General features: G+C 67.7%; 14 protein-coding genes. 3 read left to right on the top strand and 11 right to left on the bottom strand.

What is annotated here, in order from left to right; genetic code table 11:
* Positions 1-20 precede the first annotated feature (20 nt).
* From I5803_RS14360 to I5803_RS14325, 8 genes are all read right to left on the bottom strand, one after another.
* On the bottom strand, positions 21-1,037 hold the full coding sequence (locus I5803_RS14360; RefSeq protein ID WP_196987023.1) for a dipeptide ABC transporter ATP-binding protein: 1,017 nt from the start codon (positions 1,035-1,037) through the stop codon (positions 21-23).
* On the bottom strand, positions 1,034-2,053 hold the full coding sequence (locus I5803_RS14355) for an ABC transporter ATP-binding protein (protein ID WP_196987022.1): 1,020 nt from the start codon (positions 2,051-2,053) through the stop codon (positions 1,034-1,036). Before I5803_RS14355 ends, I5803_RS14360 begins: the two co-directional genes overlap by 4 nt.
* Before the next feature lie 153 nt (positions 2,054-2,206).
* Positions 2,207-3,115 (bottom strand): ABC transporter permease subunit, encoded by a 909-nt coding sequence (locus I5803_RS14350; protein WP_196987021.1) that lies wholly within the window; start codon positions 3,113-3,115, stop codon positions 2,207-2,209.
* Positions 3,116-3,117: 2 nt separating this feature from the next.
* A complete protein-coding gene (locus I5803_RS14345; protein ID WP_196987020.1) occupies positions 3,118-4,128 on the bottom strand; it encodes an ABC transporter permease subunit in 1,011 nt (336 codons plus the stop codon).
* Positions 4,129-4,164: 36 nt separating this feature from the next.
* Positions 4,165-5,841 (bottom strand): long-chain-fatty-acid--CoA ligase, encoded by a 1,677-nt coding sequence (locus I5803_RS14340; protein ID WP_196988570.1) that lies wholly within the window; start codon positions 5,839-5,841, stop codon positions 4,165-4,167.
* A 65-nt stretch (positions 5,842-5,906) separates the two neighbouring features.
* Entirely contained in the window at positions 5,907-7,334 is a 1,428-nt protein-coding gene (locus I5803_RS14335; RefSeq protein WP_196987019.1) for an NAD(P)(+) transhydrogenase (Re/Si-specific) subunit beta, read from the bottom strand.
* Positions 7,331-7,654, bottom strand: coding sequence for an NAD(P) transhydrogenase subunit alpha part 2 (locus I5803_RS14330; RefSeq protein WP_196987018.1), 324 nt, complete (start codon positions 7,652-7,654; stop codon positions 7,331-7,333). Before I5803_RS14330 ends, I5803_RS14335 begins: the two co-directional genes overlap by 4 nt.
* A 3-nt stretch (positions 7,655-7,657) precedes the next feature.
* Positions 7,658-8,773, bottom strand: a complete 1,116-nt coding sequence (locus tag I5803_RS14325) for a Re/Si-specific NAD(P)(+) transhydrogenase subunit alpha (RefSeq protein ID WP_196987017.1) — start codon at positions 8,771-8,773, stop codon at positions 7,658-7,660.
* A gap of 142 nt (positions 8,774-8,915) precedes the next feature.
* Here I5803_RS14325 and I5803_RS14320 point away from each other — a divergent pair, with 142 nt between their 5' ends.
* Together I5803_RS14320 and I5803_RS14315 are read left to right on the top strand one after the other, a co-directional pair.
* Positions 8,916-10,055, top strand: coding sequence for a metallophosphoesterase (locus tag I5803_RS14320; protein WP_196987016.1), 1,140 nt, complete (start codon positions 8,916-8,918; stop codon positions 10,053-10,055).
* A gap of 66 nt (positions 10,056-10,121) precedes the next feature.
* Positions 10,122-10,844, top strand: coding sequence for a hypothetical protein (locus I5803_RS14315; protein WP_196987015.1), 723 nt, complete (start codon positions 10,122-10,124; stop codon positions 10,842-10,844).
* A gap of 9 nt (positions 10,845-10,853) precedes the next feature.
* Here the strand turns inward: I5803_RS14315 and I5803_RS14310 are convergent, their stop codons facing one another.
* From I5803_RS14310 to I5803_RS14300, 3 genes are all read right to left on the bottom strand, one after another.
* Positions 10,854-11,273, bottom strand: a complete 420-nt coding sequence (locus I5803_RS14310; protein WP_196987014.1) for an ExbD/TolR family protein — start codon at positions 11,271-11,273, stop codon at positions 10,854-10,856.
* Complete coding sequence (locus I5803_RS14305) at positions 11,270-11,695, bottom strand: ExbD/TolR family protein (RefSeq protein WP_196987013.1); 426 nt, start codon at positions 11,693-11,695, stop codon at positions 11,270-11,272. The genes I5803_RS14310 and I5803_RS14305 overlap by 4 nt, the downstream gene beginning before the upstream one ends.
* Before the next feature lie 84 nt (positions 11,696-11,779).
* Entirely contained in the window at positions 11,780-12,625 is an 846-nt protein-coding gene (locus I5803_RS14300) for a MotA/TolQ/ExbB proton channel family protein (protein WP_196987012.1), read from the bottom strand.
* Positions 12,626-12,693: 68 nt separating this feature from the next.
* On the opposite strand from I5803_RS14300, the gene I5803_RS14295 reads away from it, so the two are divergent.
* Positions 12,694-13,191, top strand: a complete 498-nt coding sequence (locus I5803_RS14295; protein WP_196987011.1) for an NUDIX hydrolase — start codon at positions 12,694-12,696, stop codon at positions 13,189-13,191.
* Position 13,192: the final 1 nt, after the last annotated feature.

Below are 13,192 nucleotides of genomic sequence, written 5' to 3'. Positions count from 1 at the left end.
TGGGAAAAGGGGTTCCGGCATCAGCCGGGGAGAGAAGCATTATCTGCAGATGCGGGCTGGGGAAAACCCGAGGCCAGGAACTGCTCCGCGAAATGGCAGGCGACGATCCGGGTCTCCACCTGGCGAGGCGCGGGGCGCTCGGCCCGGCACTGCTCCACCGCGTACGGGCAGCGGCTGGAGAACACGCAGCCGCTGGGCGGGTTGAGCGGCGAGGGCAGCTCGCCCTTCAGGACGATCTTCTGGACGCTGCGCGGGCCGACGCCCGGCGTCGATGCCAGCAGGGCCTGCGTGTAGGGGTGCGCGGGCCGATCGAAGATGTCCTGCTTGGGGCCCTGCTCCATCACATGCCCGAGGTACATCACCAGCACCTCGTGCGCGATGTGGCGGACCACGGCGAGGTCGTGAGAAATGAAGAGGTACGCGAGCTTGAATTCCTGCTGAAGGTCGGCGAGCAGGTTGAGCACCTGCGCCTGGATCGACACGTCGAGCGCCGACACCGGCTCGTCGGCCACCAGCAGCTTGGGGTTGAGCATGAGCGCGCGCGCGATCGCGATGCGCTGGCGCTGGCCGCCCGAGAACATGTGCGGATAGCGGTTGGCGTACTCCGGGCGCAGGCCGACCTGCGCGAGCATGGCGCGCGAGCGTTCCGCGCGCTCGCCCTTGCCGAGGTTCGTGTTGATGGACAGCGGGTCCTCGAGCACCGCGCTGATCTTCTTGCGCGGGTTGAGCGAGCCGTAGGGGTTCTGGAACACGAGCTGCACCGCCTGGCGCAACCGGACCTTGTCCGCCTGCGGCGTGTTCACCGCGTCGGCGCCGTCGAGCATCAGCGTGCCGCCCACGGGCTTCTCGATCAGCGACACCATGCGCGCGAGCGTGGACTTGCCGCAGCCGGATTCGCCCACCACCGCGAGCGTCTTGCCCGCCTCGATGGCGAAGGAGATGCCGCCGACCGCCTGCAGCTTCGCGGGCTCCTTGAAGAGGCCGCGCCGGATCTTGTAGACCTGCCGCAGGTCTTTCGCTTCGACGACGACGCTCATGCGGCAGCCTCCACCTGCACGGGGCCGTCGCGCTCGATCTGTCCCGCGCGCTGCGGATCGCCCAGCGGATAGTGGCAGCGCACCTGCCCGCCCTGCCACGCGCGCAGCTCCGGCCGCACGGTCATGGAATGCTGGGTCGCGTAGGCGCAGCGCGGCGCGAACAGGCAGCCGGAAGGCCGGTCGAACACGCCCGGCACCACGCCGGGAATCGTCGCGAGGCGATGGCCCGCGGGGCCGCGCTCGGGCAGCGCGGCGAGCAAGGCCTCGGTGTACGGATGCTGCGGGTCGTTGAAGAGCTCCCCCACCGGCCGCTGCTCCATCACCTGCCCGGCGTACATCACCGCGACGCGCCGCGCCATCTCGCTCACCACGCCCATGTTGTGCGTGATCAGCACGAGCGCCATGCCGCGCTCCTTCTGCAGGTTGCGCAGCAGGTCGAGGATCTGCGCCTGGATCGTCACGTCGAGCGCCGTGGTTGGCTCGTCGGCGATCAGCAGGCGCGGGTTGCAGGAGATCGCCATGGCGATCATCACGCGCTGGTTCATCCCGCCGGACATCTGGTGCGGGTAGTCGTTCAGGCGCGTGTGCGCGGCGGGGATGCCGACCTGGTCGAGCAGTTCGATCGCGCGCTTCCTCGCGCTCGCCTTGTCGAGGGGCGAATGCTGGCGCAGCGCCTCGACCAGTTGCCAGCCGATCGTAAAGCAGGGGTTGAGGCTGGTCGTGGGCTCCTGGAAGATCATCGCCATGTCCTTGCCCACGAGGCGGCGGCGCTCCTTGTCCGAGATGCCCAGCAGGTCATGCCCCGCGAAGCGCAGCGTCTTCGCGCGCACGCGGCCGGGGAAGGCGATGAGGCCCATGAGCGCCATCATGGTGACGCTCTTGCCCGAGCCCGATTCGCCGACGATGCCGAGCACCTCGCCCTCGTCGAGCGTGAGGCTCACGCCTTCCACGGCGTGCATGACACTGCCCTGCGTCGGGAATTCGACGTGGAGGTCTTCGATTTCTAATAGCGGCATGGTGGGATCAATTCAAACTTGGCCGGACGCGGAATTCGCAGAAGTGACGCAGAAGAAGCCCAGAACAAAACCAAAGAAATACTTGAATTCCTTCTGCGAAATTCTGCGCAACCTCTGCGACTTCTGCGTCCGGATGTCCTGCAGTTGCATTGGTCATCTCTTCAACTTCGGGTCCAGCGCATCGCGCAGCCCGTCGCCCATCAGGTTGAACGCCAGCACCGCGACCAGGATCATCAGGCCGGGAAAGGTCACCACCCACCACGCGCGCAGGACGAACTCGCGCGCATCCGCGAGCATCGTGCCCCACTCGGGCGACGGCGGCTGGGCGCCCAGGCCGAGGAAGCCCAGCGCGGCGGCATCGAGGATGGCGGTGGAGATGCCCAGCGACGCCTGCACGATCAGCGGCGCGGCGCAATTGGGCAGCACCTCGCTGAACATCAGCCGCAGGGTGCCGGCCCCGCTGATGCGCGCGGCCGTCACGTAGTCCTTCGCCACTTCCGTCACCACCGAGGCGCGCGTCAGGCGAACGTAGTGCGGCAGCAGAACCACGGCAACGGCCAGCATCGCGTTCACCAGGCCCGGCCCGAGGATCGCGACGATCACGATGGCCAGCAGCAGGCTGGGCAGCGTGAGGATGATGTCCATCAATCGCATGATCGCGATCTCCACGATGCCGCGCGCGAATCCCGCGATGAGGCCCAGCGCGATGCCCAGCGCCACGGAGATCGCCACCACGCCCAGGCCGATGGAGAGCGACAGGCGCGCGCCGTAGATCAGGCGCGAGAGGATGTCGCGGCCGATCGCATCCGTGCCGAGCAGGTACTGGGACGAGCCGCCCGACTGCCACGCGGGCGGCTTCAGGAAGGCGCCGCTGTTCGTCTGGTCGGGAATGTGCGGCGCGAGCCAGGGGGCGAACAGGGCCACGAGGAGCAGGCCGACGACGATCGCCATGCCGGCCACCGCGCCGCGGTTGGCGGAAAACGAAATCCAGAATTCGCGCAGCGGCCCGGGCGGGGTGGCGGCCGCGCCGGGGGAAAGAGGGTTGGGTACTGCTACAGCCATGGTCAGTGCGATTGCCGGATGCGCGGGTTGATGACTCCGTAGAGAACGTCGACGAGAAGGTTCACCAGCATGACCAGCACGCCGAGAAGCAGCATGCCGCCCTGCAGCACCGGGTAGTCACGCCGGTTGATGGCCTCGATCAGCCACTTGCCGACACCCGGCCAGGAAAAGATCGTTTCGGTGAGGATCGCGCCCGTGAACAGCACGCCGACCTGCAGGCCGATCACGGTCACGACGGGGATGAGCGCGTTTCGCAGCGCGTGCACGCCAACCACGCGCAGCGGCGGCAGGCCCTTGGCCCGCGCGGTGCGGATGTAGTCCTCGCCCAGCACCTCGAGCATCGCGGAGCGCGTCATGCGCGCCACCACCGCGAGCGGGTTGGTGCCGAGCACGATGGCCGGCAGGATCAGGTGCTTCAGCGCGGAGGCGAAGGCGCCCTTCTCCCCCGAGCGCAGCGCGTCGATGAGCAGGAAGCCCGTGCTCGGCTCGATGTAGTACTGCACCGAAATGCGCCCCGATACCGGCGTCCAGCCCAGTTGCACCGAGAACAGCAGGATGAGCAGCAGGCCCCACCAGAAGATCGGCATCGAATAGCCGGTGAGCGAGGTGGCCATCACGCCGTGGTCGAAGACCGAGTTGCGCCGCACCGCGGCGATGATCCCCGCCGGAATGCCCAGCACCAGCGCGAAGACTATGGCGCACAGGGCGAGTTCGATGGTGGCGGGGAAGAGCTGCAGGAATTCCTGCACCACCGGCGTCTGCGTGATGATGGACTTGCCGAGGTCGCCGTGCAGCACGCGCCCGATGTAGATGCCGTATTGCACCAGCAGCGGCTTGTCCAGGCCGTATTCCTTGAGCAGCACCGCGTGCCGCGCGGCATCGATGCCGCGCTCGCCCGCGAGCGTCTCGATCGGATCCCCGGGCACCAGCCGGATCAGGAAGAACGCCAGCAGCGTCATCCCGATGAAGGTCGGGACGATCAGCGACAGGCGGGTCAGGATGAAGCGGAACATCGGCGAGATTGTGCCCGCAGAAACGCGCTTCCCGCGCTATTTCTTGTCGCGCAATTCCCGCCGGAGGATCTTTCCGACGGGCGTCTTGGGCAGGTCGGTGCGGAACTCGATGACCCGCGGCTGCTTGTAGCCGGTGAGGTTCGCGCGGCAGTAGTCGCGTACCTGCGCTTCCGTGAGCGCCGGGTTCTTCTTGACGATGACCAGCTTCACGGCTTCGCCCGTCTTCTCGTCCGGCACGCCCACCACCGCGCACTCCAGCACGCCATCGAGCTTGGCCACCACGTCTTCCACCTCGTTCGGGTAGACGTTGAAGCCGCTCACGAGCACCATGTCCTTCTTGCGGTCGACGATCTTGTAGTAGCCGCGCTCGTCCGCGACGCCGATGTCGCCCGTCTTGAAGAAGCCGTCGGGCGTCATGACCTTCGCGGTTTCGTCCGGGCGCTGCCAGTAGCCCGCCATCACCTGCGGGCCCTTGATCGCGATCTCGCCGGGCTGGCCGAGCGGCACGTCCTTGCCGTCGTCGTCCAGCAGCCTGAAGTAGGTGCTCGGCAGCGGCACGCCGATGGTGCCGGTGTATTCCGTGCTGGTCGTCGGGTTGCAGCTCGCCGACGGCGAGGTCTCGGACAAGCCGTAGCCTTCGCAGATCGGGCAGCCGGTCTTCTCCAGCCACAGCTTGGCCACCGCGCCCTGCACCGCCATGCCGCCGCCCACGGACACCTTCAGGTTCTTCCAGTTGACGGTGCCGAAATCGGGGTGGTTCGCAAGGCCATTGAACAGGGTGTTCACGGCCGGGAAGCTGTGGAAGGTTTCCTTCGACAGCGTCTTGAGCACCGCGGGCAGGTCGCGCGGATTGGGGATCAGCACCAGCTTGCCGCCCGTGCGCATGGTGAGCATCATGCCGACGGTGAACGCGAAGATGTGATACAGCGGCAGCGCGCAGATGCTGGTGGGCTGCTCGTTCGCGGGCACCTTGTCCATCACGGGCTGGTTGAAGGCCTCGGACTGCAGCACGTTGGCGATGATGTTGCGGTGCAGGAGCACCGCGCCCTTGGACACGCCCGTCGTGCCGCCGGTGTACTGCAGCACCGCGATGTCGTCGAACTTGATGTCGGGCTTCTTGAAGGTGGAACGCGCACCCCGGGCCACCGCGTCGTTGTAGCGCACCGCACCGGGCAGGTTGTACGCAGGCACCATCTTCTTGACCTTGCGCACGACGTAGTTCACCAGCGTGCCCTTGAGCGTGCCGAGCATGTCGCCCATGGCGCACAGCACGATGTGCTTGACCGGCGTCGCGGCGAGGCACTGCTCCAGCGTGTTCGCGAAGTTCTCGACGATCACGATCGCCTTGGAGCCCGAGTCCTTGAGCTGGTGCTCGAGCTCGCGCGGCGTGTACAGCGGGTTTACGTTCACCACCACGAAGCCCGCGCGCAGGATGGCCGCGACCGCCACCGGGTATTGCGGCACATTGGGCATCATGATGGCGACGCGGTCGCCCTTGGCGAGGCCGAGGCCCTGCAGGTAGGCCGCGAAGGCCGCGCTGGCCTTGTCGGTCTGCGCGTAGCTCACCTCCTTGCCCATGAAGCTGTACGCGGGCTTGTCCGCGAACTTGCGAAAGCTCTCGTCCATCAACTGCACGAGCGACTGGTATTGCGTCGCGTCGATGTCGGCCGGCACGCCGGGGGAATAGGAACTCAACCAGGGGCGGTCGCTCATGTTGCTCATCTGTCGTCTCCTCGTTCTATGTTCTGCCTCGCCTGCCCGCCGCCGGGTTCAGCGCATCACTCGATCGCCTTGCCCATCTCCTCGACGACCTTCTTCGCGTCGCCGAACACCATCATGGTCTTGTCCATGTAGAACAACTCGTTGTCCAGGCCCGCGTAGCCCGCGGCCATGGAGCGCTTGTTCACGATGACCGTCTTGGCCTTGTAGGCCTCCAGGATCGGCATGCCGTAGATCGGGCTGCCCTTTTGCAGCGCGGCCGGGTTCACCACGTCGTTGGCGCCCAGGATGATCGCGACGTCGGCCTGGCCGAATTCGCCGTTGATGTCTTCCATCTCGAACACCTGGTCGTAGGGCACCTCGGCTTCGGCCAGCAGCACGTTCATGTGGCCCGGCATGCGGCCGGCCACCGGGTGGATCGCGTACTTCACGTTCACGCCGTGCTCGATGAGCTTTTGCGCGAGCTCCTTCACCGCGTGCTGCGCGCGCGCCACCGCCAGGCCGTAACCCGGCACGATGATGACCGTTTCGGCATTGGACAGCACGAAGGCCGCGTCGTCGGCGCTGCCGCTCTTGACCGCGCGCTGCACCGCCGAGCCGGCGGCCGCCGGGCCTGCCTCGCCGCCGAAGCCGCCCAGGATCACGTTGAAGAACGAGCGGTTCATCGCCTTGCACATGATGTAGCTCAGGATCGCGCCCGAGGAACCCACGAGCGAGCCCGCGATGATCAGCATCGAGTTGTTCAGCGAGAAGCCGATGCCCGCCGCCGCCCAGCCCGAGTACGAATTGAGCATCGACACCACCACCGGCATGTCCGCGCCGCCGATCGGGATGATGATGAGCACGCCCATGACGAAGGCCAGGGCCAGCATCGCGAAGAAAGCCGGCAGGTTGCCCGTGAACATGAACACCAGGCCGAGCGCGATGGTGATGAGGCCCAGCACGAGGTTCAGCTTGTGCTGCCCCGCGAACTGCACGGGGGCGCCCTGGAACAGGCGGAACTTGTAGGTGCCCGAGAGCTTGCCGAAGGCGATGACGGAGCCCGAGAAGGTGATCGCGCCGATCGCCGCACCGAGGAACAGCTCCAGCCGGTTGCCCGTCGGGATCTCCGCGCCGCGCGGCAGGCCCTGCAGCAGCGCCGAAGGCTCCAGCACCGCCGCCACCGCGATGAACACGGCCGCCAGGCCGATCATGCTGTGGAAGAAGGCGACCAGCTCGGGCATCTTGGTCATCTCGACCGTCTTGGCGCGGTAGGCGCCGTAGACGCCGCCCACCACGAGGCCGAGCAGCACCCACAACATGCCCTGGCCCCTGCCGCCGGAGTTCTCCACGATCAGCGCGGCCGTGGTGCAGGCGGCGATCGCCATGCCGACCATGCCGAACAGGTTGCCGCGGATCGAGGTGGTCGGGTGCGACAGGCCCTTCAGGGCCTGGATGAAGCAGACCGAGGCGAAGAGGTACAGCAGCGTGACCGTATTCATGCTCATTGCGCTGCTCCCTTGTCAGCCGCCGGGGCTTTCTTCTCTTTCTTCCTGAACATCTCCAGCATGCGCCTCGTGACGAGGAAGCCGCCGAAGATGTTCACCGCCGCCAGCGCGACGGCGAGCACGCCCATGGTGCGGCCCGCGAGGGTCTCGGTCTGCGCCGCGGCCAGCATCGCGCCGACGATGACGATCGCGGAGATCGCGTTGGTGACGGCCATGAGCGGCGTGTGCAGCGCGGGCGTGACGGTCCAGACGACGTGGTAGCCCACGTAGATGGCCAGCACGAAGATGATCAGGTTGGTGATGGTGTGTGAGACTTCCATGACTTATTTCCTTGTGACCTGACCATCGCGCGCGACGAGGCACGCCGCCACGATGTCGTCTTCCATGTCGATCTTCAATCCGCCGTCCTTGGGCAGGATGAGCTTCAGGAAGTCCAGCACGTTGCGCGCGTAGAGCGAGGACGAATCCGCCGCGACCAGCGCCGGGAGGTTCGTCTCGCCCACCAGCGTGACGCCGTGTTTCACCACCGTCTGGCCCGGCACCGTGAGCGGGCAGTTGCCGCCCTGCGGCGCGGCCAGGTCCACGATCACGGAGCCCGGCTTCATCGAGCGCACCATCTCTTCTGTCACCAGCACCGGCGCGGCGCGGCCCGGGATCAGCGCGGTGGTGATCACGACGTCCGCCTGCGCCACGCGCTTGGCGACTTCCGCCTTCTGGCGGTCCAGCCAGCTTTGCGGCATGGGGCGCGCATAGCCGCCCACGCCTTCCGCGGCTTCCTTTTCTTCCTGCGTCTCGTAGGGCACGTCGATGAACTTCGCGCCCAGCGACTCGACCTGCTCCTTGACCGAAGGCCGCACGTCCGACGCCTCGATCACCGCGCCCAGGCGCTTGGCCGTCGCGATGGCCTGCAGGCCCGCGACGCCGACGCCCAGGATCACGACGCGCGCGGCCTTCACCGTGCCGGCGGCGGTCATGAGCATCGGGAAGAAGCGCTGGTATTTGTCCGCCGCGATCATCACGGCCTTGTAGCCCGCGATGTTGGCCTGGGAGGACAGCACGTCCATGCTCTGCGCCCTGGTGGTGCGCGGCGCCGCCTCGAGGGCGAAGCCCGTGAGGTTGGCCGCTGCGAGGCGCTGGAGCCCCGAGGCGTCGAAGGGGTTGAGCATGCCCACCACGACGGTGCCGGGCTTCATGCGCGCGACTTCGTTGTCGAAGGGGCTGCGCACTTTCAGCACCAGGTCGCAGCCGAAGGCGCCTGCGGCATCGGTGATCTGCGCGCCGGCTGCCTGGTAAGCCTCGTCCGTCACGCTGGCGGAAACGCCGGCGCCGGACTGGACGTGCAGGGTATGCCCCTGCGCGATCAACTTCTTGGCCGTCTCGGGGGTGACGGCCACGCGGGTTTCACCCGCCGTGGTCTCGGCGGGAACGCCTATGTGCATGGAGCTGTCTCCTCGGTGGTTCTGTCTGATGAGTTGCTGACCCAAAGCTTACATGAAGAGGAGGCCCTGCCGCGAGCCCGGGGCGCCCCTCCGTCCGTCGGAGCACGCTTTCATTGCGCCGGTCAGGCACCATCTGGGTCGGATGTCCATCGCCTTTCTCTTCGGCCTGTCGGCCGCGTTCCACTTCTACGTCGGGGCACGGCTGGTGCCCGCGCTCTCCGGAACGCTCGCGAGCACCCTGCTCTCGCTCGTGCTCGTGGCCTCTGCCGTGCTGATGCCGCTGGGCCTGCTGGCCGGCCGGCGCAGGCATGGTCCTATCGCCCGCACCCTGGGCTGGCTGGGGCTGGTGCTGATGGGATTCTTCTCGTCGCTGTGGGTCCTGACGGTCGCGCGTGACGTGCTGCTGCTCGTCCTGCACCTCGGCGGTGCGGCAGGCGCCGACTGGCCCATCGAGCGCATCGGCGAAGTGTCCGCGGCCGCCGTGCCGCTGGTCGCGCTCTTCATCACCGCGGTCGGCTTCGCCAATGCGCGGCGTACGGCAGGAGTCAAAACGGTCGAGATTCCCGTCGCGGACCTGCCCGCCGCGTTTCATGGGTTTCGCATCGTGCAGATCAGCGACGTGCATGTCGGCCCGACGATCCGCGACCGGCAGGTGCAAGGCATCGTCGATGCGGTCAACGGCCTGCAGGCGGACCTGGTCGCGATCACGGGCGACCTCGTCGACGGCAGCGTCTCCGACCTCACCGACCACGTCGCGCCGCTCGCGCAGCTCGCGTCGCGCGAGGGCAGCTTCTTCGTGACGGGCAACCACGAGTACTACTCGGGCGTCGTGCCCTGGCTCGCCGAGCTTCGGCGACTGGGCATCCGCAACCTGCACAACGAGCACGTGGTGATCGAGCGCGGGGGCTCGCGCCTGGTGCTGGCGGGCGTCACCGACTTCACGGGCGGGCACTTCGACGAATCGCATCGCAGCGATCCCCACGCCGCGCTGGCCGGCGCGCCCCCGGATGCCGCGTTCAAGGTGCTGCTGGCGCACCAGCCGCGCAGCGCGCCGGCAGCGGCGAGCGCGGGCTTCGACCTGCAACTGTCCGGCCACACGCATGGCGGCCAGTTCCTGCCGTGGAACTTCCTCGTGCGCCTGCAGCAGCCCTTCACGGCCGGGCTGCACGCCGTGGATGAGCTGCTGGTTTACGTCAGCCGTGGGACGGGGTATTGGGGCCCGCCGAAGCGTTTCGGTGCACCATCTGAAATTACCCTGCTGAAACTGGTACCCACCGCCTGAGTCCTACGGGCAGGCGGCGTCTTGTCCCACATGGATGAGGTAGGCGCAAGCCGAAGACTTCCCTTCATGGCCCGCGCTGCATCCCTCTCCCACCCCCTCACCGGCCCCCGTGCCAGCAACGTCAACTTCCTTGGCGCGGCACGCAGCCGCCGCAAGTTCGAGCTGTACTACCCCGGAGGCTTTCTCGACGATACGTACCTGGTCGCGGAGCGTTCCTACAAGGAGCGCGCGCACCTCGAATGGCAGCACGAGCTCGCACCTGCCGCGTTTCGCAAGATGCTCGCGCGCGGCGAGTTCCGCGAGATCGCCGACATCGCGGTGCGCGTCGAGTCGCGCACCAACCTGCTGTTCTCCTTCGAGAAGATGGCGCTGCGCGACGCGGTGAAGACGCCCGCGGGCGCCCGCCTCTTCGCGACCGAGCTCTACGCTTTTCTCTGGGGACGCGGCGCGCCGAGCACGCGCTTCACCGACTGGGTTCAGGCCGTGGGCGACCTGCCGCGCAAGAACAAGCGCGTGCTGACTTGGCCGCTCGTCACCGTGTTCGGCTTCCTCGCGCGGCCGGACAAGCATCTCTTCCTCAAGCCCATGGTCACGCGCAAGGCGGCGCAGGCCTACGGCTTCGACCTCGACTACCACTCCGAGCCCTCGTGGCAGGGCTACAAGTCGCTGCTGACCTTCGCCGCGATCATCCGCCGCGACCTGGACCGCCGCCCGCACTTCAAGGCGCGCGACATGTTCGACGTCCAGTCGTTCATCTGGGTGCAGGGCGCGGCGGAATACGAGCCCTGAAGCGGTCGCTCAGGGCGCGAACTGCTCGGAGCCGACGAGCCCGATCTTTTTCAACCCCAGCCGCTGCGCCGCAGCCAGCGCGATCGCGACGGTGTCGTACTTCGCCAGGCGGTCCGGACGCAGGTGAATCTCCGGCTGGTCCTGCTGCTGCGCCGCGGACTGCATCCGTGCCTCGAGCTCCGTGCGGCCCGCAAGAACTTCCCCGTTCCACACGAATGCCCCCGAGGGCGTCACGTCGATGCGCACGACCTGCGGCTCCACGAGCGGCGGCGGCGCGTTGCGCCCCGGCATCTCGATGTTCACGGAATGCAGCTGGATGGGGATCGTGATGATGAGCATCACGAGCAGCACCAGCAGCACGTCCACCAGCGGCGTGGTGTTGATGTCGGCCATCACCTCGGCCTCGGAATCGCTGCCCAGCGGGATCATGGCGCGGGCGGCTCGGTGAGGAAGCCGATGCGTGCCATGCCCGCCTGCTGCGCGGAATAGACGACGCGCCCGATGGAGTCGTAGTCGGCGCGCGCGTCGGCGCGGATGTGCAGCTCGGGCTGGGGTGTCATCACCGCGACGCGCGCCAGCAGTTCCTGCAGGTCCTTCTGCGCGGGCAGCCGCGTGTCGAACCAGTAGATCGCGCCCTGCGCATCGACGGTGACGATCACATCCTCGGCCTGCTGCCCGCTCGCCTGCACCGGTTCGCGCGGCAGGTTCACGAAGATCGAGCTGTTCACCACCGGGATGGTGATGAGGAAGATGATGAGCAGCACCAGCATCACGTCGACGAGCGGCGTGGTGTTGATCGTCGCGATCAGCTCGTCTTCGGCGTCGGGCGGGCCCACAAACCTGATGGCCATGTCAACGAACCCCCACGCTTGTCACTTCGTGTACTGCGCTGCCCCCCGAGGGGGCGTTCGCGGCTTGGGGCGGCCCGGCGACGCTCATGACCTCTTGTTGTTCGCCGCGAGCAGCACGGTGTGCAGGTCCGAACCGAAGGCCCGCACCGTGTCCATCGCCACCTTGTTGCGCCGCACGAGCCAGTTGTAGCCGAGCACCGCGGGCACCGCGACGGCCAGGCTGATGGCCGTCATGATGAGCGCCTCGCCCACCGGCCCCGCGACCTTGTCGATGGACGCCTGGCCCGACGCGCCGATGCGCACCAGCGCGTTGTAGATGCCCCAGACCGTGCCGAACAGGCCCACGAAGGGCGCCGTCGAGCCCACCGTCGCCAGCACCGCGAGGCCCTCCTGCGTCCGGCTGTGGACCGTGGCGACCGCGCGCTCGATGCTCTGCGCCGTCCAGGTGTTCAGGTCCACCTGGCCGATCAGGCCGTCGTGCTTGCGCGTGGCTTCGAGCGCCGCTTCGGCGATGAAGCGATAGGGGCTTGCAGTTTCGAGCTTCTCGGCGCCCTGCCGCACCGTGTCGGCCTTCCAGAAATTCGCATTCGCGGACTTGCCCTGCCCGCCCATGCGCGACTGCGCGACGAGCTTGGCGATCAGCACGTACCAGCTGCCGAGGGACATGACGGCCAGGATGAGCAGCGTGACGCGGGCCACCCAGTCGCCCTGCTCCCACAGCGCGCGCAAGCCGTAGGGATTGGCGATGCTCTCGGGCGATTTGATCTGCGGCAGGGCCGGCGTGGGCCTGGACGCGGTCGGCAGGACGATCGCCGGCGCCGAGGCGGAGGCGGACGACGACGTCGCCGCACCCTGGGCCAGGACAGGCGCGGCGGCCAGCGGCGAGAGCGCCAACGCGGTCGAGAGGAGCAGCGAACGGAGGGCGATCATCGTGGTGTGTGGGGTAGCCGCAACGCAGACATTGTGTCCCATACGGCCCCGCTGGCGATAATCCGCGCATGACCGCCCTCCGCTGGAAGCCCACCGTCACCGTTGCCGCGGTCATCGAGCAGGGCGGGCGCTTCCTGCTGGTGGAAGAAGAAACCAAGCTCGGGTTGAAGTTCAACACGCCCGCCGGCCACCTCGACCCGGGCGAGACCCCGGCGCAGGGCTGCGCACGCGAGGTGCTGGAGGAAGCCGCGTACGACTTCACGCCCACCGCCTTCCTCGGCCTCTACCTCGCGCGCTCGCGAAAGAACTCCACCGGCGAAGACCAGACCTACCTGCGGCTCGCGTTCTGCGGCGAGGTCGGCGCGCACCACCCCGAGCGGCCGCTCGACCACGGCATCGTGCGCGCGGTCTGGATGACGCTCGACGAAGTGCGCGCCACGGTGGACAGGCATCGCAGCCCGCTCGTGCTCACCTGCATCGAAGACTACCTGGCGGGCGTGCGCATGCCCCTGTCCGCGATCCACACGCACGAGAGCGTGCTGACCGCGCCCGACGGCGAAGCCTGAG

The sequence above is a fragment of the Caenimonas aquaedulcis genome (assembly GCF_015831345.1).
Lineage (GTDB): Bacteria > Pseudomonadota > Gammaproteobacteria > Burkholderiales > Burkholderiaceae_C > Ramlibacter > Ramlibacter aquaedulcis.
This window is presented reverse-complemented; position numbering and strand designations above follow the sequence as displayed.

Coding starts and splice junctions, on each gene's coding strand:
- I5803_RS14340 (WP_196988570.1), bottom strand. CDS start 5,841: ATGAGCGACCGCCCCTGGTTGAGTTCCTATTCCCCCGGCGTGCCGGCC.
- I5803_RS14315 (WP_196987015.1), top strand. CDS start 10,122: ATGGCCCGCGCTGCATCCCTCTCCCACCCCCTCACCGGCCCCCGTGCC.
- I5803_RS14330 (WP_196987018.1), bottom strand. CDS start 7,654: ATGGAAGTCTCACACACCATCACCAACCTGATCATCTTCGTGCTGGCC.
- I5803_RS14305 (WP_196987013.1), bottom strand. CDS start 11,695: ATGGCCATCAGGTTTGTGGGCCCGCCCGACGCCGAAGACGAGCTGATC.
- I5803_RS14300 (WP_196987012.1), bottom strand. CDS start 12,625: ATGATCGCCCTCCGTTCGCTGCTCCTCTCGACCGCGTTGGCGCTCTCG.
- I5803_RS14350 (WP_196987021.1), bottom strand. CDS start 3,115: ATGGCTGTAGCAGTACCCAACCCTCTTTCCCCCGGCGCGGCCGCCACC.
- I5803_RS14320 (WP_196987016.1), top strand. CDS start 8,916: ATGTCCATCGCCTTTCTCTTCGGCCTGTCGGCCGCGTTCCACTTCTAC.
- I5803_RS14310 (WP_196987014.1), bottom strand. CDS start 11,273: ATGATCCCGCTGGGCAGCGATTCCGAGGCCGAGGTGATGGCCGACATC.
- I5803_RS14360 (WP_196987023.1), bottom strand. CDS start 1,037: ATGAGCGTCGTCGTCGAAGCGAAAGACCTGCGGCAGGTCTACAAGATC.
- I5803_RS14335 (WP_196987019.1), bottom strand. CDS start 7,334: ATGAGCATGAATACGGTCACGCTGCTGTACCTCTTCGCCTCGGTCTGC.
- I5803_RS14295 (WP_196987011.1), top strand. CDS start 12,694: ATGACCGCCCTCCGCTGGAAGCCCACCGTCACCGTTGCCGCGGTCATC.
- I5803_RS14355 (WP_196987022.1), bottom strand. CDS start 2,053: ATGCCGCTATTAGAAATCGAAGACCTCCACGTCGAATTCCCGACGCAG.
- I5803_RS14345 (WP_196987020.1), bottom strand. CDS start 4,128: ATGTTCCGCTTCATCCTGACCCGCCTGTCGCTGATCGTCCCGACCTTC.
- I5803_RS14325 (WP_196987017.1), bottom strand. CDS start 8,773: ATGCACATAGGCGTTCCCGCCGAGACCACGGCGGGTGAAACCCGCGTG.